Here is a 25,889-nt window from a genome sequence, read left to right as displayed (position 1 = left end):
TGGTCTGACTAATTTTGGTTTTGAGGTATTTCCAAACCCGATAATAAACTTAAATCAGTGTTACTAAAAAGTGCATTAAGAATAGCATGCGACTAAAGTTGTAGAAAATTAGTTTAATTTAAAAAAATATAATATAAAACAAATGAGTTATTCGATTTGAAACCCTGAAATCTGAAGGATTGATTTGTGAATTGACTGAAATACTTGCAATATTGGTCATACCAAAATAATTAATTGAGTGTCAACTATTGATCTTTAAATCAGCAAAAATTAATATTAAGTGGCAGTTAGTGCAAAATTTTTTAATTTAAAACTAAATTGGTCATACCAATTATTGAGAAATAAATGGATGATTCAATGACATTCCACGTTCTAGCAAGCATTTCAAGGAGATGACAATGCTTCAACATTGGCAACAGATTTATGATCCGATGGGCAATATCTGGGTATCTAGTGCTATTGCGCTTATACCAATTATATTTTTCTTTTTAGCCCTTGCTGTATTCCGCATGAAAGGAAGTGTTGCGGGGACAATTACGGTTGTATTGGCTTTACTGGTTTCATTATTTGCTTATCAAATGCCAACGATGATGGCATTGGCATCATTGGTCTATGGTTTCCTTTATGGTTTATGGCCAATTGCATGGATCATTATCGGAGCAGTATTTCTATATAAAATTTCAGTAAAAACAGGGCAATTTGATATTATTCGTTCTTCGATCTTGTCGATTACTGAAGATCAACGTTTGCAAATGCTGTTTGTGGGATTTGCTTTTGGTACGTTCTTGGAAGGTGCCGCTGGTTTTGGTGCACCTGTCGCAATTACCGCTGCATTGTTGGTGGGACTTGGTTTTAAACCACTTTACGCAGCAGGTCTATGTTTAATTGTAAATACAGCACCTGTGGCATTTGGCGCAATGGGTATTCCAATTATTGTTGCTGGTCAGGTTTCTGGTGTGGAAACGATGGAAATCAGTCAGATGGTTGGTCGTCAATTACCATTTATGGTGCCAATTGTGCTGTTCTGGATCATGGCGATTATGGACGGTTGGCGTGGTGTGAAAGAAACTTGGCCTGCTGTCATTGTTGGTGGTGGCTCCTTCGCACTTGCACAATATTTGACTTCAAACTTTGTGGGGCCAGAATTACCAGATATTACTGCCTCAATTGCTTCTTTGGTTTCATTAACAATTTTATTGAAATATTGGCAGCCAAAGCATATTTTCCGTTTTGCAAATGAAGATGCCAGCATGGATGAGAATCTTGCTGCACAAAAACAACAGAAATATAGCCTTGCTCAGATAGCTAAAGCGTGGTCTCCATTTGCAATTTTAACTGTGATGGTCACGATATGGAGTGTAAAACCGTTTAAGGATTTATTTACCAAAGATGGTGCGCTACATGATTTAGTGATTTCAATCCAAGTGCCTTATTTGCATCAAATGATTCAAAAGATGCCACCTGTTGTTTCTGAAATGAAAGATTATGATGCAATTTATAAGTTTGATTGGTTCTCAGCCACAGGTACCGCAATTTTTATTGCAGCGATCATTACCATTATTTTCTTAAGAATGAAGCCAAAAGAAGCTGTTGTAACTTTTGGTGAAACGATTAATGAGTTAAAAATTCCAATTTATTCAATTGGTATGGTCTTGGCTTTCGCCTTTATTGCAAATTATTCAGGTATGTCTGCCACGCTTGCTTTGGCACTTGCACATACGGGTCAGGCATTTACATTCTTCTCTCCATTCTTAGGATGGTTGGGGGTATTCCTCACAGGTTCTGATACCTCTGCAAATGCTTTATTTGGCGCATTACAAGCCACGACTGCACAGCAAATTGGAGTTCCAGAAGTATTATTGGTGGCTGCAAATACCAGTGGTGGTGTGACAGGAAAAATGATTTCGCCTCAATCGATTGCAATAGCATGTGCGGCAGTGGGGCTTGTAGGTAAAGAATCTGATTTGTTCCGTTTTACGGTTAAACACAGTATAACGTTTACTATAATGATCGGTATTATCGTTACACTACAAGCTTATGTGTTCCCTTGGATGATTCCATGAGAATGAAGCATCGTTGAACCAACACAAAACTGAGGAAAGCAGATGAAAGTCTCTGACAAAGTGGTACAAAGCCTTCGTATGTTAATTGAAGAAAAAAACATGCAAGTCGGAGAACGTCTACCTGCTGAACGAAAATTGTGTGAACAACTCGGTGTATCCCGTTCCTCTTTAAGAGAAGCGATTTCACAACTGACCAGTACGGGTATGCTGGTCAGTAAAGTTGGAGCAGGGACGTATTTACAACAATTCCCTGTGAACTGGTCAAAATTTCAGATTGTTGAACCTTTAAGTAATTTGATTGATGAAGACCCTGCATATCGTTTTGATGTGCAAGAGGCTCGAACAATACTTGAGGGTGGTTCAGCTTGGTATGCTGCGCAACGTGCAACGCCTAAAGATCTAGCTCAGATTCGCGAATATTATGATCAGATTTCATATTTTCAGTCGATTGGCGATGATGAGCAGGCTTCTCTAGCAGATGCTAAATTCCATTTAGCGATTGCTGAAGCATCACACAATTTAGTATTGATTCAGATGATGCGGGGCGTTTTTGATCTGTTGCAATTTAACGTGCTACTGGGTAGACGTAAAGTGTATTCAGAAACACATCGTTTTGATCAATTGCATGATCAACATTTTAAAGTGATGGATGCAATTGAACGTCATGATCCAGATGCAGCAAGAGATGCAGTATGTGGACATATAGAATTTGTAGTACAGCAAGTACGTATGATTGATGAGGAAGAAGCCCGTCGTCAGCGTGCGAGTCGATTAAACAGGATATGAGCATGATTATTTCTTCTGCAAATGACTATCGTGAAGCCGCGCGACGTCGTTTACCACCATTTCTTTTTCATTACATTGATGGTGGTGCATATGCGGAATATACACTGAAACGAAATGTAGAAGATTTATCAAAAATTGCGTTAAGGCAACGTGTTTTAAATGACATGTCTCAGCTAAGTCTAGAAACAAAATTGTTTGATGAAACTTTATCAATGCCTGTTGCATTATCTCCTGTTGGATTAACAGGTATGTATGCACGTCGTGGTGAGGTTCAAGCTGCTATAGCGGCAGATAAAAAGGGCATTCCTTTTACATTATCTACAGTGTCAGTTTGTCCGATTGAAGAAGTTGCACCAGCAATTAACCGCCCAATGTGGTTTCAGTTATATGTGCTGCGTGATCGTGGCTTTATGAAAAATGCTTTAGAGCGAGCCAAAGCTGCAGGTTGCTCAACCTTGGTGTTTACTGTTGATATGCCTGTACCAGGGGCGCGTTACCGTGATGCACATTCTGGCATGAGTGGTTCAAATGCAGCGATGCGTCGTTATATGCAGTCATGTTTTCATCCACATTGGGCTTGGAATGTCGGTTTACTGGGTCGTCCACATGATTTAGGAAATATTTCAAAATACTTAGGAAAGCCGACTGGACTTGAAGATTATATTGGTTGGTTGGGCAATAACTTTGACCCGTCTATTTCATGGAAAGACCTTGAGTGGATTCGTGAATTTTGGGATGGCCCAATGGTAATTAAAGGAATTCTTGACCCTGAAGATGCCAAAGATGCAGTTCGTTTCGGTGCCGATGGTATTGTTGTATCAAATCATGGTGGTCGTCAGTTAGATGGCGTCTTGTCATCTGCGCGCGCACTTCCGCCAATTGCAGATGCCGTCAAAGGCGATATTAAAATCCTTGCTGACTCTGGTATTCGTAATGGTTTGGACGTTGTACGTATGCTCGCATTGGGTGCAGATACCTGCATGCTGGGACGTGCCTTTGTTTATGCATTAGGGGCAGCGGGTGGTGCAGGCGTTTCAAATCTGCTTGAGTTAATTGATAAAGAAATGCGTGTCGCAATGACTTTGACGGGCGCCAAAACAATTGCAGACATAAGCGCCGATTGTTTAGTGAAGTTAGATAAAGGATTGGATGAATGATGTATTTTTGATAATTCATCAAGATAAATGACATTTTTAAATTTGATAGGTGCAAATGTCATCTGAAAAGCTTTCAGGTAGAACGACCTTATAACATGTTGTTTTTGCAAAGCATCAAATGAAAAGATGTGATTTAACAAGTTTTGTGGATAAGCGAGGTTTAAGCTACTTTTCATCAAAACAGTAGCTTGAACTGATCATTAATCCCTCAATACAAATAATATTGAAAAAAATGCTGTCGGAATGAATGCCTTATTGACTGAGATTAAATAAGGGTTCATCAATAGGATAGGGAAAATGCAATCTAATATTGATTCACAACAAACCATTCAGCAATTAATCAACATCATCGGTCAGCAACACGTTTTAACTCATGATAATGATACCCGCCTTTATCGTCAGGGTCGTCGTTATGGCTCAGGGCAAGTCTTGGCTGTTGTGGTTCCTGGAACTTTGTTTGAACAATGGCAAGTGTTACAAGCTGCTGTAAATGCGGACTGTATTGTGATTATGCAAGCTGCAAATACTGGCCTCACGGGTGGTTCAACACCTTTTGGTGATGATTACGACCGACCAGTTATTTTAATGAGTACACGTCGTTTGACTGGTATTCAAGTGATTAATCAAGGTCAGCAAGTGATTTGCCTACCTGGTGCAACCTTAGATCGTCTTGAAAAAGAGTTGGCACACTATAATCGTGAGCCGCATTCAGTAATTGGTTCATCTTGTATTGGTGCATCGGTTTTAGGTGGAATATGTAATAACTCTGGTGGGGCATTGGTTCGTCGAGGGCCTGCTTATACGGAGTTAGCGCTTTATGCACGGATAAATGAGTCTGGTGAATTAGTATTGGTCAATCATTTGGGTGTGAATCTGGGTGAAACACCTGAAGAAATTTTGACAAAACTTGAAAATAAAAAATATCAACTCAATGATATTATTAATAATTCTAGTTGTTGTGCTTCTGACCATCGTTATTCGCATGATGTTAAACAGGTCGATGAAAATACGCCTGCACGCTTTAATGCTGATCCATCACGTTTATTTGAAGCTTCAGGTTCTGCGGGTAAAGTCTGTGTCTTTGCAGTGCGTTTAGACACCTTTGAAAAAATTCCAAGTCAGGTATTTTATGTGGGAACCAACTCACATGCCGATTTGACTGAAATCCGCCGTTTCTTATTGAAAGATTTGCCGAGATTGCCGATTGCTGGTGAATATATTCATCGTGTTGCCTATGATATTGGTGCTGAATTTGGCAAAGATACCTTTATGTTTATTGAAAAATTTGGTACGGCAAAAGTGCCTGCTGCATTTGCGTTAAAAGATAAGGTAGACGGATATCTTGAAAAAATTGGTCTTCGCAGTTTGTCTGATAAAGTTTTGCAGATGGTGACGAAGTTGTTGCCAAATCATTTGCCAAAACGAATGAATACATTTCGTGATTTATATGAACATCATTTGATGATTCGTATCGAAAATCAGGATGTTGAACAAGTTGAACTCTTTTTAAATGAGTATTTCCAACATAAAACATCAGGCCATTTTTTCCGTTGTACAGATGAAGAAGGCCGAAAGGCATTTTTACACCGTTTCGCAGTGGCAGGTGCTGCCATTCGTTATCGTGATACACATCGTTCGGAAGTTGAGGACATTGTTGCGCTGGATATTGCTTTACGTCGTAACGATCGTGAATGGGTCGAAACTTTACCTAAAGAGATGGATGATTTGATTACCCATAAATTGTATTACGGGCATTTCCTCTGTCATGTGTTTCATCAAGATTATATTGTCAAAAAAGGTGTCGATCCTTTGGCGATGGAACATCAAATGTGGCATTTGCTAGATAGTCGTGGTGCAGAATATCCAGCGGAGCACAATGTCGGGCATTTATATATTGCAAAGCCTACTTTAAAAAATCATTATCAAAAACTTGATCCAACCAATAGTTTTAATGTTGGGATTGGGCAGACCAGTAAATTAAAGTACTGGAAATGATGATGTTGAGCCGTTTTAATTTAACTTGCTCATGCTGATTGATCAAATCAGCAGTCTTTAAAAAAAGTAATAAATGAAGAACTGATTTATTTGATTAACATAGCCATGCTAAAAAACATGGCTATTTTTTATTTCGGTTCGCCAAATTTGGAAGAAATAAACCCAAGAACAAAAGCACTAATCAAGAAGGTAATACCAGCATAGAGTGCGGATTGTGTCGTAAACCATACTGCAATGGTTAAGATTGCAACGATAGCTGTGCAAATCCAAATCGCCAAACCAGAAGTTTCTAAAGAGTGTTGTTGAGATTGAGCATGGTTGCTTTGTTCAACTGTTGATTGGTTTTCTGTGGTGGTTAAATTGAGAATAGGGGTATGCAGATTGACACCATAAAAGAAATAAGGATGATCATCAAAACGCGCAAGTTCAATACGTTGCATTTCGATAAAAGAGTGCTGCTGTGAATCATCTTGTGCTTTGTTTTCGATGTGTTGTAGCAATTGGGTTAAGAAATAAGCATCATTTAAATCCAAAGGTAAACCACTGGTCCGCAATAGAATGTACTCAGGATAATGTTGTTCGATTAAAGATTTAAAATCATCAAAATGGTAGATATTTTCTGTACCAAAAATTTCTATAAATAAGGGTTTTCGAGCTGCTAAATTGAGAAGTGCTTGTTGTTGGTCAATGACTAAATAAGCATACTGACTCTCCCCAAAATCTTCTTGGCGTTCTTCAAGATCAACTTGATTGCGATCATCGTTGATATCAAGATCATCTATATATCTAGTCCAGAAAATATTCTCTTGCTTAAACAGCATAAACCATAAAATTGGAATAAACGCATTTGCTTCAAGTTCAAAAGATGCGCTTTGAAAAAACTCAGCCCATTGATTTTGACTACCTCTTGGCATACGGCTAAAGGTAGAACTGGTTAAAAATACTGGGTGGCTCATAACGTTGATGCCTTTTCTTATTTACTTTTATTCAGCAGTTATATTGCAAAATAACGAAAATTGACACAGAAGATTGTTATAAAACTGTATAACACTTTTCTTTTATGAATCATATCAAGATGTGTTACTTCTCGCTATGCGTAAGACAGTTAGAATTGACACTATATACGATGAAAATATCAAAAATTGCCATCAAAAAAAAATTAAAACTCGATAAAGTAGTATGCAACAAGTTGCAAAGCCAAACTTAAAGGATTCATCATGTCAAATAGCTATGCAAATATCTTAAAACCACTCCATCTGGGATTTACGACCATTAAAAATCGTGTCGTGATGGGCTCAATGCACACGGGTTTAGAAGATCGTTTTTATAACTATCCAAAACTTGCTGCATATTTTGGAGAACGTGCCAAAGGTGGTGTTGGGCTAATTATTACAGGGGGGATTTCCCCAAACCGCCAAGGTTGGTTACTCCCCGCTGGTGGTACGATGAATACTTTAGGTGATATTGCACCACATCGTTTAGTCACACATGCGGTACATAAGCATGGTGCAAAAATTCTGATGCAAATTCTGCATGCAGGGCGTTATGGTTATCAGCCATTCGTTGTGTCTTCAAGCCCAATTAAATCGCCGATTTCGATGTTTAAACCACGTCAGATGAGTGACAAACTGATACTTGAAACCATTCAAGATTATGCTGAAACAGCTAGTCTGGCAAAAAAGGCCGGTTATGATGGCGTAGAGATTATGGGTTCAGAAGGCTATTTGCTGAATCAATTTTTAAGTCGTCATGTTAACCAACGTGAAGACCGTTGGGGTGGGCCAATTGAAAATCGTATGCGCTTAGCGGTAGAAATTGTAAAAGCGATTCGTGCTAAAGTTGGTGAAAAGTTTATTATTTGTTTCCGTTTGTCGATGCTCGATTTAGTTCATGATGGTAATACCATGGATGAGGTGATCACTGTTGCACAGGCATTGGAAAAAGCAGGTATTACTTTGCTCAATACAGGGATTGGTTGGCATGAGGCACGTGTACCCACCATTGTCACTTCTGTTCCACGCGCTGCATTTGTAGATTACACAGCAGAAGTGAAAAAGCATGTGGCTGTACCTGTCATTGCTTCTAATCGAATTAATATGCCTGATACTGCTGAAGAAATTTTGGCAACAGGTAAAGCTGATATGGTGCAAATGGCGCGCCCATTATTGGCAGATGCTTTTTGGGTAAGTAAAACCGCAACCAATCGTGTTGATGAAATCAATACTTGTATTGCGTGTAATCAAGCCTGTTTAGATCATAGTTTTCAAAATAAGCGTGCAAGTTGCTTGGTGAACCCACGAGCAGCACATGAAACTGAACTGGTTTATCTCAAAACAAAAAAGCCGAAGAAAATTGCAGTTGTAGGTGGTGGTGTTGCAGGAATGTCTGCAGCCACTATAGCTGCAAGTCGTGGACATCAAGTAACTTTGTTTGAAGCCTCTACTGAGGTCGGTGGACAGTTTAACCTCGCTAAAGTTGTGCCCGGTAAAGAAGAGTTCCATGAAACCATACGTTATTTTAAAGTTCAGATCGAAAAAACTGGTGTAGATTTACGTTTAAATACCAAAGTGAATCGTGAGCAATTAGAGCGTGAAGGTTTTGACGATGTGGTGATCGCAACAGGTGTGATTCCACGTGGTTTAAATATTGAGGGCAGTAACGCACCGCAAGTGTTGTCTTATGCTCAAGTATTACGTGGCGCACCTGTCGGCAATAGAGTTGCTGTTGTCGGTGCAGGTGGTATTGGATTTGATGTATCTGAATATTTGTTAAAACCTGAGCATCAGCCGCAACCACAACCTTTGGCAGATTGGCAACGTGAGTGGGGCGTAGACCCAAATCCGAACTATATGACTGAAGGTGGCTTTGTTCCTGCTGAAGTAGAGCAACCGGTTCGTCAAATATATTTGATGCAACGTAAAACCACACCTCTTGGTATTGGTTTAGGTAAAACCTCTGGTTGGGTACACCGTGCACAATTGAAAAAACATGCAGTAAGAATGATGCGTGGTGTGCAATATAAGTCTGTAACCAATGAAGGATTATGGATTGAAAGCAATGGTCATGATCAATTGTTACGAGTCGATACGATTGTGGTGTGTGCAGGTCAGGAATCCGTTAAGGATTTAATGCCTCTAGAGGGGGAGTCAACTTTAGCAAATTACCATATTATCGGTGGTGCAAAATTGGCTGGTGAGCTTGATGCCAAGCGTGCGATTCGTGAAGGTGCTGAAATAGCAGCTAAACTTTAATCAAAATCATCTATTTTGATGAAACAATATGCATTTGAATGGTTTAAGTCTATTTTTTTCTTGTCAGAATTGGAAAAGCTTAGTATTCTTGCGCACATGGAAGCGTGGCAGAGCGGTTTAATGCACCGGTCTTGAAAACCGACGAGGGTGTGAGTCCTCCGTGAGTTCGAATCTCACCGCTTCCGCCAAATATTTTAAAAGGCCCTTGTTTTTACAAGGGCCTTTTTTTTATGTGTATTTTTTTCTCACACTGTAACTCACATAAAATTTTAGATTAGATGACATTAATTGGGTGTATTTAGGGCATTGTAGGAATAGTCACTCATTTAGTTTAAATTTCTACAAGCTCATAAAATGACGTTCATCAAATAAAAAATCCCAATTAGTGACTCAGGGGCTGTGGATTGATCCTAAACGAAAAAATGGACATATAGTCGCTTTAAAGCTAATGCAATATTAACTTTGGAGATGTAAAAATGGCTAAATGCTTTAGTCGTGAAGTTAAACACTAAGCAATAGATTATGCGCTTTCGAATTTATATGTGTCTGTAGTTGCAATCGGCCAGAAATCAGGTGGAAGCTATTTAACATTAGACAATTTGAAAACTTATTTAAATTACAATAGGTCGGTGTTTGGTGAAAATCTCTGCTGATGCAAAAACAGCTGTTTGTGCATCCACATCAAGTTTTAAATCATTCACTAGTACAGGCTTTACTAAATAGTATGTGATTGATAGTGGAAGCAATTTTTCTATTTCTAATTTTCTTATTAATAACATAAATTATCTGTGTGCTTTATAAAATGAATTTTAAGGTAATTCTTGTTGGCCAATTCTATTTTGTTTCATGCTATGGAATCGCTTTGAAGAATTTTGATAAAGGATTAAATAATCCGTCTCAGCCATACAATGAAATTGATTCTAAAATGAAATTGATTCTAAAATATTAAGTGAAAATATAAATAAACCAATTCCAAACAGTCATGATGATTAATTTAATGCATTGATATCACAACCGAATGGGCATATTTTATCCCAAGCAACAATAGATAAAATAAAAATGGTACTCAAGCAAATGCCTAATCAGGAGGTTGCACACTATTTGTCGAAAGCATTTCCTTTAAACAATTTTAGTTCTATTCAAAATAAAAAACAGTTTTCAGAAAGGCTATTAGAAGTACTCACGAGTGAAGCTAGTGTTTCTAAAGAAGATATATAAGGTAAACTCATTTTATCTAGAAATCAAAGTAATAACTCACAGTCTGTGCACATGTCGGAAGTTTATAAGAATCGACTAATCATTGCTTACTTCGATACATTAGGGAAACTATCGAAAATTGATCAGGTTTTGTGAAATGAGTGAATAAGTATAATTATTTACGCTTCAGCCTGTAAATCCTCAAAGTGATCAAAACTGGGTGAGTTATGTTCTATTTGATGGTTAGAAAACGGGTGATTATGCGATTCAGTAGTATCAGGTTAATGATATGTTAACTCCTATTGCTCAAGCCTATTATTCGATTGGACAAGTGTTGGATTAATTTAAAATCCACAAAGAGCACTCTTTATTTTATTTAAAATATTGAATTTATATATATTTTTATTTAGAAATTATATTCTTAATTTTTATTATTGAAATTGATTAGAATTATACACGGCGTCCTATTTACAAAACGTAATAATTTAAACATAATTAAATGTGAAACTCATCACAATCACTATTGACATGAATAATTTTAAATTTAATAAACTTACTTTGAGTGTTTTTTTTACGATTTTAGCAACAACAATACAAGCTGCAGAACCACAGCCGCGTCCAGATTTAGAATTAGATGCTGTTCAGCGCCAGCAACAACGTGATGAAGCATTACAAAAGCAATTACAGCCCGAAGCTATAGTGCAAACGGGATTAGAAAAACAACTTCAAACCCAAACACAACTGCACTATCTAAAATCAAACACTGAAGATGTATGTTTTGAAATTAAAAAATTTGTGTTGATGGGAGAGGATGCGCATCAATTTACTTTTGCTATGCGCTCCGTCACGCAAGGTGAACATAATCTCATTGGCCGATGTATTGGGGTACAAGGCTTAAACCAAGCCTTAGATCTGATTCAAAACAGTATTATTAGTCATGGTTATGTCACCACCCGCATGCTGCTCCCTCAACAAAATATTGCTTCGGGCGAGATTAAACTACAAGTGATTGCTGGGAAAGTAGATCAAATTCAATTTGTTCAAGGAACGTCAAAGCGTGCTCATAAATTTAATGCCTTGCCTGTTCGCTCTGGGGATATTTTAAATATTCGGGATATTGAACAAGGCTTAGAAAACTTTAAACGTGTGCCGACTGTTGAGGCAGACTTTAAAATCAAGCCCTCAGAACAACGTAATCAACCTGGCTATAGTGATTTAGAACTGGCATGGCAACAAACAAAACCCTACCGGATTCATTTAGGTGTTGATGATGCAGGCTAAGATTCAACTGGGAAGTATCAAGGTACAGCAACCTTATCTTTAGACCATCTGTTTACTGCAAATGACCTGTTTTATGGTAGTTATAACCATGATTTGGGCGGAGGAGATCAAGGTAAACGAGGTACAGATGGCTATTACTTAAGTTATAGCATTCCACTCAAATATTGGTTACTTAGCACCAGTTATAGTCAGTCTGATTATAACCAAACGGTTGCAGGTGATAGCCAAAGCTATAACTATAGCGGCAAAAGCAAACTGATCGGGGCTGATTTATCTCGGGTACTTTATCGTGATGCCAAACGAAAAACTACAGCCAGTGTAGGAGGCTGGTATCGGGAATCACAAAACTTTATCAATGATGTAGAAATTGAAGTACAACGTCGAAAAACTGGTGGCTGGAAAGCCAGTCTGGATCATATAGAATATTTAGCCAATGCGACTTTAACAGGCAATTTAACCTATAAACGAGGCACAGGTGCATTTAATGCAATGCATGCACCTGAAGAGGAGTTTGGCGAAGCTTATACTCATGTCGGTATTTTACAAGCCAATGCCGGTCTGCAAGTGCCATTTAAAGTCGGTAATCAATCGCTACAGTATCTCGCTGAATGGCGAACACAATATAGTAAAAAACCCCTGACCCCACAAGATCGATTCTCGATTGGGAATCGCTATACGGTAAGAGGGTTTGATGGTGAACAGACCTTATTGGCAGATAATGGATTTTTAGTGCGTAATGAAATCAGTGGCTCGATGTTTAAGCTTCCGATGCAATGGTACACAGGAATTGACTATGGTGAAGTGGGGGGTAAAACCGCACATGAGCCAAATCCATTGCTGGGAACAAGTTTAATGGGCGCTGCCTTTGGATTACGTGGGCAAGTCTTAAAATCGGTCAATTATGACGTTTTTGTTGGGACGCCGTTAAAAAAACCAGACCACTTTAAAACAGACAATGTGACGACAGGATTTAGCCTGAACTGGATGTATTAATCCATTACATTCAATGTCCATATGCAACATTCAATCTTGAAAAAATATTAAAACATTTAGGTAAAACATTATGAATAAGAATCGTTATCGCGTTATTTTTAGCCAAGCACGTGGCATGTTTATTGCGGTTGCTGAGATTGTAAAAAGCCGTACCAAAACAGCGGGGCAATCACATAGCATTGGTGAAATCGAAATAGAGGATGTCACGGGAGCATCTTCAATCACCTATAAAAAACTCAATCCTGTCAATTTTGCTGTGGTGAGCCTATTGGGTGCAGCAATTTACACCTTGCCGATGGCAACCATCGCTGAAAGCCAAATTGTGGCAGATCGATCAGCACCAAGCTCACAACAAGCCACCATTCTCAACAGCAGCAATGGTTTGACCCAAGTTAATATTCAAACCCCAAGTGCTGGTGGTGTATCACGCAATACCTATACCCAGTTTGATGTGGGGCAGGAAGGTGCGATTCTAAATAACGCACGAAATAATACCCAAACCCAATTGGGTGGATGGGTACAAGGCAATCCATGGCTCGCCAAAGGTGAAGCCAAGGTCATCCTGAATGAAGTGAACAGCAGTAATCCGAGTCAATTAAAGGGCTATTTGGAGGTTGCGGGTAAACAAGCGCAAGTGGTGATTGCCAATCCATCTGGTTTGGTCTGTGATGGCTGTGGGGTGATTAACGCAGATCGTTTTACCTTAACCACGGGTCAAGCAGTAATGCATCAAGGTTATCTTGATTCATTCCGAGTACGTGAAGGGCAAGTTACGATTGAAGGGAAAGGCTTAAATGGAAGCTTAACCCCTTATACCGATATTTATGCACGTGCTTTAAATGTCAATGCGGGTCTATATGCCAATGAGCTAAAAACCGTGTTGGGTCAAAACGACATCAATGTTCAAGATCCAAACTCAGCAAAAATTAGTGCAACAACAAGTACCCCATCTTCCCCTACACCGAGCTTTGCCCTTGATGTTGGAAAATTAGGTGGGATGTATGCTGGAAAAATCTATTTGGTCGGTACTGAAAAAGGTTTAGGGGTACGTAATGCAGGGTCACTCAATGCTTTGAGCGGTCAAATGCATTTAAATGCTAATGGTGACTTAACCAATACAGGCAATATGATTGCCAATAAAGATCAAATTCTAATTCAGGCAAGCAATGTAAAAAACAGCGGTAATATCAGTAGTACACAACAACAAATACAGATTCAAGCCGACAATATTCAAAACACTGGGCTGATTGCGACTCGTGATGAAATTAAACTCAATGCTCAAGGCAAGATTGATAATAATGAGGGAGTGATCAACGCGGGACGAATTGATTTTACTGCGCAAAACTTAGCCAATAACAAAGGTAAAATCGAGCAAACAGGTCAGCAACAACTCAACATTGCTGCAAAAAACTTAGACAATACTCAGGGCTTAATTGATCAGGCAACCGTCGATCCTAGTGGGACAGGGCAAACACCAGGTGGAACCACATCGCCAAGTGTGACTGATCCTGAGCAACAGTCTTCAGCGCAAGACTCAAGTACGGTTGAAGTTGCACCTACAGATTTGACACCCAAGGTTTTCCAAGCAGGAAATATTCAGATTGCTCAAGATATTGCCAATGTAGAAGGTGCAATTGTCAACAATGCTGAAATCAATCTTAGAGTTGAAGGCAGTATTAAAAACAATGGTGGTGAAATTCAACTGCCTGAATTGCAATTTAATGGGCAATACTTTGACAACCAACAAGGTAAACTCACTGCGAATGTGGTGAATATCACTGCATAACAGGTGGATAATCAAAAAGGTGTAATTAATGCCAATCAAAGCTTTGATTTAACCGCACAACAATTAAATAACGATCAAGGCCGTTTACAAAGCGCCAAGACATTCAATTTAAATTCAGCTGAGATTGATAATCGCCAAGGTCAAATACTTGCTGCGGATGCATTAACTCTAAATTCTGCAAATACCAATAATACCCGAGGCATCATTGGTTCAGTCAATGCGGATGCCAAGCTGTCTATTCAAACTTTAGACAATCGTAAAGGGGAGATTTCAGCACAGAATGTACACCTGACGGGTCAGAGTTTAAACAATCAACAGGGTACAATTCAATCCAAAACAGCAGATCTAAACATCAATATTGATCAAATTGATAATGGTACGACGCAAGCTTCAGCAGGGAATCTGATTGCTGGGCAAAATCTAAAATTGAATGCCCAGCAATTACAAAGTACTGGGCAAATCTATGCAGGCAATACGGCTGATTTAACAGTGAATCAGTTACAACAGCATGGTCAATTGGCAGCACAGAACAAAATCAAGGTTCAAGCAAATGCCATTGTCAGTGATAAAAATGCAGTATGGGTCGCAGGTCTTGATCAAGACGGGAAACTAAGCAATACAGATGCCACACTGAATATTGATGCGCAACAGGTTCAGCTGGCAGGGAAAATTTTGGCAGGTGCTGAGTTGCAAATTAAAGCAGCTCAAACAGCAGACTTAAGTCAAAGTGAAAGCCAAGCCAAAAATATAAACATTGCTACAACCCAACTGAATACCAACAATGCAAAAATTATTGCAGATGAGCAACTGGATTTAACCGCAACAGAAAGTATTGTCAATGAAAAAGGGCAATATAGTGCAAAACAGGTCAATCTTAATACAGCACAGTTGAATAACAACCAAGGTTTAATTCAACACACAGGTAAAAATGATTTTATTCTGGATGTCGCAAATCAGATTGATAACAATGCAGGGCAGATTATCAGTAATGCTACAGGTACTGTAATCAAGACCAATACACTGAACTCTGTTGCAGGTGAGATTTTACATGCAGGTGATCAACAGTTAAAAATCACAGCACAAAACCTACAAGGACAACAAGGCAAAATCCAAAGTAATAGCCATCTACAACTCGATCTAGGCATTGCTAATTTAGACCAAGCGCTTACATCTGCACAAAATATTGATTTGAATGCAACTGAACTGAGCCATCAACAAGGACAATTGCTTCAAAGTGATGCTAATGGGCAGTTGAAAGTGAATGTTGCACAAACATTGAATAATAGCTCAGGTGTGATTAGTGCTGCTGGTAGCGCTCAGCTGAAAGTTACTCAACTGAATAACAGTGCAGCTAAGCTTCTTGTAGATAAACAACTTGGGATAAAAGCTGATGATATCAACAATACACAAGGTACTGTATATACAGACGATTCGCTTAGTATCATTGCAAAACATGGCATTAATAATCAGCAAGGTATCTTAGCAGCCAAACAAGCGGTATACGTAAAGGCACAATCATTAAATAATACAGAGGGTACAGTTCAATCCGAACAGTCAAATCTTGATCTCAGTATCAGTGGAGCGCTGGATAATCAACGTGGAAAACTGCTGTCTAATCAAGATATCAGTATTCAAAGTCTAAGTTTAAACAATGCATCTGGAACAATTTTTTCTAATCAAGGCTTAAACTTAGATGTAGACGGGGGAATTGAAAATCAGTCTGGTACAATTGCTGCCAATAACAATATCTCAGTTAATGCTCAATCATTAGATAATACTTCAGGGCAAATACGCTCTGAAAAACAACATTTAAATATTATTACTCAGCAATATTTAAACAATGATTCAGGCGTTATTGTGGCAGCAAAAAATGTTGCGATCACTGCACAGGATCTATCTTCTCAAAATGGACAAATTCAAGCAGGTCAACATGCTGATTTAACCGTTCAATCTTTGGATAATACTGCTGGTACACTCTATGCAGATGGTCAATTAAAATTAAATGCTTTAGCGCATATTAACAATCAAGATGGTGTGATCGCGGCTAACCAAGGATTTAATTTAAATGCAGCTTCATTATCAAATAATGCTGGTAAATTAATTGCACAGCAATCTGCAATGCAGCTCGATATTGCCAACGAATTAAGCAATATCAAAGGCGAGATTTCAGCCGCGCAAGACTTAACAATGAATAGTGGTCATTGGAATAATGTTGAAGGTAAAGCTGTAGCGGGTCAAAAATTACACCTAAATACCGCTACATTAGACAATCATCTTGGTGTGATTTATGCACAAGACCAGTCTAAGATTGTAGCCACTGGTCAAGTGAATAATACTTCAGGGGTTATTGCGTCTAAACAGATTGATTTAACCTCACAGTCATTGCTTAATGATTTGGGTAAAATCAGAGCAGAACAAGGTTCGTTAAATTTATCTGTAAACAATGAGCTGAGTAATCTGTCAGGTGAAATATTTGCACAACAAGAAGCAAATTTAAAAGCGCAGCAAATCAATAATCAAAAAGGTAAAATACAGAGTATTTTAAAAACCAAGATTGAAACAAACACTTTAGATAATCAATCTGGAATAATTTATAGCCAAGATCAACTACAACTGTTGGCACAGTCAGCAATTCAAAATCAGCAAGGTATAATCGCTGCACAAAAAGATCTACAGATAAACAGTACAGATTTAAATAATGAGCAAGGTATTATTCAATCAGAACTGGGACGCGCAGATTTAACTGTACAAGGTGCATTGAATAATCATCAGGGCGAATTATTTGCAAGTAAAGGATTAAATGTTGTTGCTCAAGGGATTGATAATCGCTTAGGGCAAATCTCATCGTTAGAAAAATTGAATTTAGACAGTCAATTACAAACATTGAATAATGAATCAGGTAAAATTTTAGCAGATCAAATTTTGCTAAAAACTGGCTTGCTTAATAATAATTCAGGTTTGATCCAATCTAATTCTGAATTAAGCATCGATACCAATCAGCATGATTTGATGAATCAAAATTCTGGTGCTCGTGGTGGAATACTCAGCCAAGGAAAACTTAATTTAACCCATGTCCAACAGTTATTAAATGATAACGGCATTCTTGCTTCAGCAGATGATGTAGAAATCAGCGCACAGCAATTATCCAATCAAAAAGGACAAATCAATAGTCAAGGCAATCTAACAATTGCTCAACAACAGTCAGGTGGGGTGCTGAATAACCAAGGTCAAATTCAAGCATTAAAAAATATTCAAATTTATACCGACCAATTGAACAACAGTGGTCAAGGCAGTCATATTGTTGCTGCTGAGGATTTATCAATCCAAGCGCAAGTGATCGACAATCGACAAAATTTAGATGATACGATTTTGGGTGGTTTAGATGCTCAAAATATCCAATTAAATGCACGTGAGTTAAATAACCAATCTGGTGGAATTAGAGCAAGCAAAGATGCATCACTTTTGATTCAGCAGAACTTTGATAATCAACAAGGCAGTGTGACCAGCCTAGGGACATTATTGATTGGCGATTCTCAAAAAACCTTAAATATTAAGAATACTCAAGGGGAACTCATCGCGCAAAATCGGTTAGCAATCAGTGCGAACAATTTAATCAATCAAGGTAAAATCATTAGCCTTGGTGATGCTGAATTGAATTTAAAGCAAAGTTATACACATCAGCAAGGTGATGAGCTGAGTGCCAATGGTTTACTCAAGATCGATAGCGAACACGATTTCATCAATCAATCTGTCCTAAGTGCAGGCAAAGGCCTTACTGTAAATGCTCAGAATATTTTAAATCAAACTGAGGCGAGTATTAGCAGTATTGAAACGCATTTAATCGCCAACGATGTGCTACATAATCAAGGTTTAATTAATGGTGAGTTAACCCACTTAAAAGCAAACTTAGTCTGGAATGATGGTGCTAAAATTTATGGTGATCATATTGCTATACAAGCACAGACCTTAAATAACAAATCGAACGGCTCTTGCGTCGGGACAGAGCAGTGCTCTGCTAGTCCTTCCTCAGGCGCAGTTATTGCTTCACGTGGAGATATTGATTTAGGGATTGATATTTTAAATAACCAAGCAGGAGGTTTGATCAATAGTGACTCAAAAGACAATGCTTGGATATTGAGTATGGGGCAATTAAATGTTGGGGGCTCACTGGATGGTAATTATCAAGCACAAGGTCAAGCCCAACTGATTAATAATCGTAGTGCAACCATTGAGTCTCAAGGCAATATGCGACTCACTGCAAAAGAAATTCAAAATTTAAATGATAATTTTTCAGTACATCAAGTATTAGAGTCTTCCAAATTTGTACATAGTTATGAGGATAATCGACATCCTGGGATTGATGTTGCAGATTTGCTTGTTGAGCTGGAGAGAGACGGTGGTTTTTACTGGCTTGTGTTAAGTGATGGGCGACGTTTACGTACCTATAATATTTTTGAATATAATAAAGAAACCTATGTTCCCGAAGTATTAACCAGTACCCCTGGGCAAATATTGAGTGGGGGCAATATGTTGCTTCAATCTGATCATATCGTAAATGATCAGAGCCAAATACTTGCAGCAGGCGTATTAAAGGTAGAAGGAACTGATATTGATAACAAAGCCTATTTAGCAAATAAACTCATTCAATTTAAAAATCCAAAAAAATGGTTTTATGATTCTGGTCGAAAGAGTTCAATGGCCTATACGCCTGCTGATGAGACAGAGCCATATCAGTTAAGTGGCCTTTATGGTGGCAATAAAGTTATTGCTGTTCCAACGACAGAGATTAAAGACAAGACCAATGACACTGTTCAAGTGGATGTAACAGGTTCCAAACAAGCGCAAGCACTTGAATATGAAAAACAACAGGCTCAACAAAAGCAAGTTGCAGTGGATGCTGGACAACAGGTCAACGTTAAACAATCAGAAAATGCACAAAATCAGCAGATTGGTGAGCTTGATCCGAATGGTTCACAACAGCAAGTCCAACCAACTGAAAATCAAAAAGTTGATTCAGCTCAACAGCTAAATGCTTTAGACAAGCAGGTGTCTGGGGTAGACAAAGCATCTGACTATGAAGTGCGTAGTGTAGAACAAAAGACAATTACCTTGCCAAGTAATGCGTTGTATAGCACAACCAAAGATAGCCAAGCGCAGTATTTGGTAGAAACTGATCCAGCATTTAGCCAATATAAAAAATGGCTATCATCCGATTACATGCTGAGTGCACTTGGTTTAGATCCAGCAAATCAACAAAAACGACTAGGTGATGGTTTTTATGAGCAACGTTTGGTGCAAGATCAAATTGCACAATTGACAGGGCATCGTTTTTTATCTGGTTATGGTAGTGATGAAGAGCAATATAAAGCTTTAATGAACAACGGCTTAACCTTTGCTAAAAGTTATAATTTACGTCCTGGAATTGCTTTAACTGCTGCCCAGATTGCACAGCTCACCAGTGATATTGTGTGGTTAGAAGAAAAAACCATCACATTGGCAGATGGGACAAGTAGTAAAGTATTGGTTCCACAAGTTTATGTTCGAGCAAGACCTGGTGATTTAAAAGGTGATGGTACTTTGATCAGTGCTGATCAAGTGCAACTGAATATGAACGGTGATGTGCTTAATCAAGCGACGATCGCTGGCCGTGAAGCACTCATCATCAATGCAAATAATGTCAATCAATTGGCTGGACGAATGGAAGCCAATCGTGTTGGGATTAAAACGCAAAATGATTTAAACAATATTGGCAGTCAGATTGTTGCAAAAGAAGCAGCATCTTTTGATATTGGCGGAAATTTAAATGTAAATAGTACATTGACCAGTAATAATAAACAAAAAGGCCGGAGTAATTATGGTTTTACCGCTATAGATCGTAAAGCAGGGATCTATGTGGGTAATAACCAGACTAGCTCAGTGGAAGGTAGTGATAATTTAAAAACGACTTTAAATATCAAAGTGGCTGGTAATACCACATTGAAAGGCGCAGAAATTTTAAATAGCAATGGTTCAACCATTCTACAAACGCAAGGGGATGTAAATTTAGCGACATTACAAACAGAGCGGATTAACAATAGTTATAAAAATAATAAAAATTATGACTTTAGTACAACGCAACAAGATGTAGGTAATCAAATCGTTGCAAAAGGCGACTTAACCCTGACTGGGAAAAATATTGATATTACAGCTTCTCAGGTCAGTAGTGTGCTAGGTCGGACGACTTTAAGTGCTGATGAACAACTCAATATTCAAGAAGGGCGTGCTCGTAGTACAGTTGAACATGCAGATGAAGTGAAGAAAAAGAGCTTTTTAAGCAGTAAAACGACCCAAACTTACCGAAAAGATAAGTCAGATGAGGGCATAGCCAGTACTGTTGATGGTAAGCAAGTCATTTTAGATGCCAAAAATATAAAGATACAAGGCAGTGAAATAATTTCAGATGAATTAACGCAAATTCAGGCCAAAGAAAATGTCAGTATTACCGCTGCTGAAAACCAATACCTAAATGAGTCAGAAAAGCGTGTTAAAAAATCTGGTTTTACTGCAAGCCTCTCAGGTGGTGTAGCCAGTATTGGTTATGGTAAATCAAATGTAAAAGCTCAGCAGGATAATCAATCAACTGAGTTACTGCAAAGTAAAATTATAAGTACGCAAGGAAATACCAATATTCTAGCAGGCAAGGATTTGACAGCGGAAGCCGCTATTTTGGGTGCAGGCAAAGACCTGAATCTACAAGCTGCTAATGTTAGTCTAAATGCAGGATATGAAAGTAGTAAGCAACATACAAAGGTACAGAGTAAAAACTCAGGTTTTTCAGTTGGGTTGACTTATTCACCTGGTACAGCAGCGGCTTCAACATATAAGAAAAATGCCGATAATGGTCAATTTAGTGATAGTGCTGTAGGTCAGGTGATGTCACGAGCGGATGCTGTTAATAAAGCATTGATGGCCGCACAAACACCTATTGTGCTGACTGCAGGAAATCAAAAATCCAATCAAAGTAGTAACTATACAAATACTCAAGCCGTTGTGACTCAAGCAGAAGCGAAAGGTAATTTAAATATCATTGCAACAGGCGGAAATATTAATAGCCAAGGTGCACAACTCGCTGTTGAAGGTGATGCACTGTTACATGCAAAAGATAACATTAACTTGAACTATGTGACTGATCGTCAAGATCAGACTGCAAATAGTAAACAAAGTGGATTTAGTGTTGACACACGAAATTGGGCGGCGCCTGCAGGTGTTTATAATAATAAAGACAAAGGTCAAGGAAACGTAGATAAAGTTACAGGTACCCAACTTTCTGTGGGTGGAAAAACTACATTACAAACAGAAAAAGGTGACATCAATATCCTTGGCAGTTCAGTCGCTTCACAAGGTGATGTGAAGATCAATGCTGCGAATGATGTCAATATTAAATCAGCACAGAGTAGTCAAAGCCAAAGTCAAAGCAATTCAAATAAAGGCATTGGTAGTGCTCAGATTTCAGATACTGAACAATTTTATGGCTATATGAAGGGTAAAAACCAAAGCAATAGTCAAAGTATTGAACAGCAACGTAGCCAAGTCGGAAGTTTAGAGGGCAATGTCAATATTCAGGCAGGCAATCACTATAATCAGCAAGTTGCAGATATTGTTGCCAATAAAGATATCAATATTACTGCAAAACAAATCAGTGTATTGGATGATTACAATACTGGAAGCTCAGACAGTTCATCGAAAGATTTAAAAGTCGGTGTATTTAAACGGATAAGTTCACCAATTTTAGATTTGCTGGGTTCGGCAGACAAAGCCGCTAAAGGCAATGCCGCAGATGATCGTACCCAAGCTTTACAGGGATTGGCAGCGGGTGCGCAAGCTTATCAAAGTTATAGTGACATCAAAGGCGGTTCAGTTGCTAAAGCTGAGGCTGGTATAGGTTTTAGTACCAGTAAAAATCAACAAAGCACTAGTTATGCGACTTCACAACCAAACCAGATCAGCGCGGGTGGTAATGTTAATCTCACCAGTACAGCAGGTGATATTCATTTACAGAATACTCAAGTCAAAGCGAAAGAAACAATAAGCTTAGATTCGGCTAAAAATATTCTTTTAGAATCAGGACAAAGCCAAGAAAAGGCTCAGGGTAAAAATAGTAATGCTGGTTTAAGTGTCGGTGTCGGTGCATCGGTAGGGGCGCAGACGGGTGTTTATATCTATGGCGAGGCAGGCTATGGTAAAGGCAGTAATCGAGCAGATAATAATACTCATAACATGACGACTCTCGAATCAGACAAACTGATTCTAAAGAGTAAAGGAGATACCACACTCAATGGCGCTCAGGCTAATGCTCAACGCATAGATGCAGATGTTGGTGGTAAGTTAAGTGTGATCAGTACACAAGACACGGTTGACCAAAAGATTGACCAAACCAACGTTGGTGGACGCGTACAAGCTTCATTGGGAACAGCATGGCAAGCGTCAGGGAACGTATCGAGCAGCAAAGCGCAAGGGACATCAAACAGTGTAAATCAACAAACAGGCTTATTTGCAGGTGATGGTGGCTACCATATCAAAGCAGATCAAGTTGATCTACAAGGTGGAGCGATTGTATCGACAGCGAAGAAAGAAAATAACGATTTAACGGCGAATCGTTTGACGTTTAGCGATATCAAAAATAACAGTAGTTATGATGCGACTTCGGTGAGTTTATCTGGTGGAACACGCTTTGGAGAAGAAACCAAAACAGATAATCAGGGAAATAAATATACCAATAACGTCAATTGGCGAGATAGCACGACTTTTAGCCCAAGCTTACCACAGCATGAATCTGACAAAGACAGTAGTGTCACTCGTTCAACCTTAAGCGAAGGTAATATCACGATTGGTGGTCAAGCAACAACGACTACAGCGTTAGGGATCCATAGTGATGCGAGTACAGCACATCGAAGTGTAGACACATTACCAAATCTACAAGAGATTATCGACAAGCAAAAAACCGTAGCAGATGCGACTTCAACTATTGTGGCAGCAACAAGAACCTATAGTCAAAATCAGCAAAAACAAGCGGAACAAGAGAAGAAAAACACTGAACAGACAGCGATAGCAGAACTACAAGCCAAAGGTGGAGAAGATTGGAATAAGTATCAAAACTCAAACAATGAAGCTGAAAAACAAGAACTTCTGAAAAATAATTCGCCTAGTTATAAACAAGCTTCAGAAACAGCCCAAGATTGGGGTATGGGTGGAGATAAGAGTCGAGCAGTCAATGCGGTAGCTATGGCAGTTACAGGTGCATTGGGAGGCCAAACAGATTTACAAGTTGCAGCCAATGCTCTTGCACCTTATGCAGCAAATATTATTGGAAAAGAGTTAGGTCATGGAGAGGACAAAAACAAAGCAGCTCAGTTGGCTGCCCATGCGATATTGGGAGCAGCACTTGCCTATGTAAATGGCGGTAACCCAGCTGCAGGGGGCAGTGCGGCAGTTGCAAGTGAAGCAGCAGCGGATTATCTCACTAATCAATACAAAGACAAAAAAGAATATCAAGATGTCAATGGAGAGTTCCAAGCAAATCTTTTACCAGAAGATGTGAAGACTCAAATTCGAGATCTGACAGCAGCAATAGGAGCAGTGGTTGGAGGAACAGTTGGAGATTCAGCATTTAATGCACAGCTTGCTGGCGTAGTTGGGCAGAATGCGGTGGAGAATAACTTTTTATCTCCTGAAGAATATAAACGTAAAGTTGAGCTCATTAATAAAGCACAAGGTGGAGCAAATGGGCTGAATTTTAAAGCGCTCGCAATTTTAAATAATGGTTCACTGAATGAAAAAGAAGCAAGAGAATTCTTGGCTTTAGTTGCAATGGATAAATATTCAGATCAGTTGTTAAAACAATATCAAAAAGATCCGAACTCTTTAACTCCACAACAAAAATATGATTTAGTATATTTGATTAATCAAGCATCAAATGGAGATCCAGTCAAGGCACAACAAATCTACGATAGTGGAAGGTATGGAACAATAGATCCGTACACAGGTGATGACTTGAATAAAGCAATCACAAAAGCAAAACAATCTTTAAGTTATGCAAACTCTACGGATAAGCAATTAGCTGAAGCAGCAGAGCCAGCATTATTTGGATTGTCTGGTAAATTAGGTACAGTTATTCGATATGTTGGAGCTTTAGCTGGTTCTTATAATGTTGGGCAAGGCACAGAAAAAATTGTTAATGGTAAGTATAGCGAGGGTGCAGTCCAAGTTATAGGTGGTGTATTGACAATTGTTCCTGCTGTAAGTAAACAAGGTATAAACACCTATAATCATAAATTAAGTGAAGAAAAAGCTACTAAATTATTATTGGATACTATTAATAATTTTCCTTCAAAAACTCAGGCGGGTAAAAGTGCTGCTATGATTGGTGCGTTTGATCCAGTAACTGGAAAAGTAGCTATAGGCAGTAGTAATGCTAAAATTTCAGCTGATGTACTGGATCCAAGAACAGTTAAACATATTGAAACACAACTAGGTGTTAAAATTGGAGAGTTTACAAGTTTTTGTAAAAATGTAGCAGGTGCATGTGCTGAAGTCTCAGCAGCAGATAAATTAGTAAGACAAGGTGTAAATCCAGCGAATATTCAGTTTACAATTGCAGTTAGGCCAAAAGTTGTTTTTCAGGAAAGAGTAGTTACACCTGAAGCTATTGTGAAAACTTGTGATAATTGTAATGTTACATGGCCAAAAGGAACAAAATAATGAATGATTTAAATTTGAGTTGGACACCAAGCTTTGGTCAAATTTATACGTGGATTGCAATGGATAAATTTGGGCATTTAGCTTTTATGGTAAATAATAATTGGGGGAATATCCCAAAAGTCATTTTGCAAAAAGAGAATCCAGAAAATGAATTGGATATGATTAATGAATATATTTGGGAAGAATCATCTGAGTTCTTTAATTATCCTAAAAATAAAATGGGTAAAACGAAACTTGATATGTATTCTCATTTAGCGTATGCAGATTTTTTGGATAGAACAGCTGTCGAAAATTGGGTTGATGATCGTTCAAACTATAATGGGGAGTTAAGAGAATATAGTTTACCTGCTATAAAAGGATTATTCGTTTTTTATGCTGTAGAAGGATCTAAACCTAATGAAGATTTTCCCGTTGGATGTAATATAAAAACAGAAATGGGCGATTATTATAGTTTTTTAGTTCCTACTATTTATGGAAAAATAGATGACTTTCCTGAAAGGTTGAAAAAAATTATTGCTGTATCTGATTCTTTAGACTTTAGAATTGATAAAATTATAAAGAATGATCAGATAAATGTACATTTTACTCGTTTAGCAGCTTAAAAGGCGTATGATTAAAAAATAAATAACCAATAATTTTAAAA

Annotated in this window: 9 protein-coding genes, 1 tRNA gene and 1 pseudogene; 10 read left to right on the top strand and 1 reads right to left on the bottom strand. The window is 38.4% G+C overall.

Annotated features, from left to right (window positions below):
• Positions 1–392: 392 nt before the first annotated feature.
• From lldP to dld, 4 genes are all read left to right on the top strand, one after another.
• Positions 393–2,063: an L-lactate permease gene (lldP, locus tag ACG916_RS00190; protein ID WP_419327192.1), complete on the top strand. Its 1,671-nt coding sequence runs from the start codon at positions 393–395 to the stop codon at positions 2,061–2,063.
• A 42-nt stretch (positions 2,064–2,105) separates the two neighbouring features.
• Positions 2,106–2,849, top strand: coding sequence for a transcriptional regulator LldR (gene lldR, locus ACG916_RS00185; RefSeq protein WP_336951674.1), 744 nt, complete (start codon positions 2,106–2,108; stop codon positions 2,847–2,849).
• 2 nt (positions 2,850–2,851) lie between these two features.
• On the top strand, positions 2,852–4,006 hold the full coding sequence (gene lldD, locus ACG916_RS00180) for an FMN-dependent L-lactate dehydrogenase LldD (RefSeq protein WP_336951672.1): 1,155 nt from the start codon (positions 2,852–2,854) through the stop codon (positions 4,004–4,006).
• A 297-nt stretch (positions 4,007–4,303) separates the two neighbouring features.
• The gene (gene dld / locus ACG916_RS00175) at positions 4,304–6,001 is read left to right on the top strand and encodes a D-lactate dehydrogenase (RefSeq protein WP_419327193.1); all 1,698 of its coding nucleotides are present in this window, start codon (positions 4,304–4,306) and stop codon (positions 5,999–6,001) included.
• A gap of 128 nt (positions 6,002–6,129) precedes the next feature.
• On the opposite strand, the gene ACG916_RS00170 is transcribed toward dld, so the two are convergent.
• Positions 6,130–6,957 (bottom strand): hypothetical protein, encoded by an 828-nt coding sequence (locus ACG916_RS00170; protein WP_419327194.1) that lies wholly within the window; start codon positions 6,955–6,957, stop codon positions 6,130–6,132.
• A gap of 261 nt (positions 6,958–7,218) precedes the next feature.
• On the opposite strand from ACG916_RS00170, the gene ACG916_RS00165 reads away from it, so the two are divergent.
• The 6 genes and pseudogenes from ACG916_RS00165 to ACG916_RS00140 all read left to right on the top strand — a co-directional run bounded on the left by ACG916_RS00165 (position 7,219) and on the right by ACG916_RS00140 (position 25,848).
• A complete protein-coding gene (locus ACG916_RS00165) occupies positions 7,219–9,252 on the top strand; it encodes an oxidoreductase (RefSeq protein WP_336951667.1) in 2,034 nt (677 codons plus the stop codon).
• A 98-nt stretch (positions 9,253–9,350) separates the two neighbouring features.
• Positions 9,351–9,440, top strand: a tRNA-Ser gene (locus tag ACG916_RS00160).
• 1,537 nt (positions 9,441–10,977) lie between these two features.
• Positions 10,978–12,723 (top strand): annotated as a pseudogene (locus tag ACG916_RS00155) (ShlB/FhaC/HecB family hemolysin secretion/activation protein).
• Positions 12,724–12,793: 70 nt separating this feature from the next.
• Positions 12,794–14,509, top strand: coding sequence for a two-partner secretion domain-containing protein (locus tag ACG916_RS21755; RefSeq protein WP_419371582.1), 1,716 nt, complete (start codon positions 12,794–12,796; stop codon positions 14,507–14,509).
• Between the two features lie 3 nt (positions 14,510–14,512).
• A complete protein-coding gene (locus ACG916_RS21750) occupies positions 14,513–25,246 on the top strand; it encodes a hemagglutinin repeat-containing protein (protein ID WP_419328549.1) in 10,734 nt (3,577 codons plus the stop codon).
• On the top strand, positions 25,246–25,848 hold the full coding sequence (locus ACG916_RS00140) for a hypothetical protein (RefSeq protein ID WP_419261685.1): 603 nt from the start codon (positions 25,246–25,248) through the stop codon (positions 25,846–25,848). The genes ACG916_RS21750 and ACG916_RS00140 overlap by 1 nt, the downstream gene beginning before the upstream one ends.
• The last annotated feature ends 41 nt before the right edge of the window (positions 25,849–25,889 follow it).

This window comes from Acinetobacter legionensis (genome assembly GCF_048552295.1).
Classification (GTDB): Bacteria; Pseudomonadota; Gammaproteobacteria; order Pseudomonadales; family Moraxellaceae; genus Acinetobacter.
The sequence above is the reverse complement of the archived record's forward strand: the minus strand, read 5'-3'. Positions and strand labels throughout refer to the sequence as shown.

Coding starts and splice junctions, on each gene's coding strand:
- lldP (WP_419327192.1), top strand. CDS start 393: ATGACAATGCTTCAACATTGGCAACAGATTTATGATCCGATGGGCAAT.
- lldR (WP_336951674.1), top strand. CDS start 2,106: ATGAAAGTCTCTGACAAAGTGGTACAAAGCCTTCGTATGTTAATTGAA.
- lldD (WP_336951672.1), top strand. CDS start 2,852: ATGATTATTTCTTCTGCAAATGACTATCGTGAAGCCGCGCGACGTCGT.
- dld (WP_419327193.1), top strand. CDS start 4,304: ATGCAATCTAATATTGATTCACAACAAACCATTCAGCAATTAATCAAC.
- ACG916_RS00170 (WP_419327194.1), bottom strand. CDS start 6,957: ATGAGCCACCCAGTATTTTTAACCAGTTCTACCTTTAGCCGTATGCCA.
- ACG916_RS00165 (WP_336951667.1), top strand. CDS start 7,219: ATGTCAAATAGCTATGCAAATATCTTAAAACCACTCCATCTGGGATTT.
- ACG916_RS21755 (WP_419371582.1), top strand. CDS start 12,794: ATGAATAAGAATCGTTATCGCGTTATTTTTAGCCAAGCACGTGGCATG.
- ACG916_RS00140 (WP_419261685.1), top strand. CDS start 25,246: ATGAATGATTTAAATTTGAGTTGGACACCAAGCTTTGGTCAAATTTAT.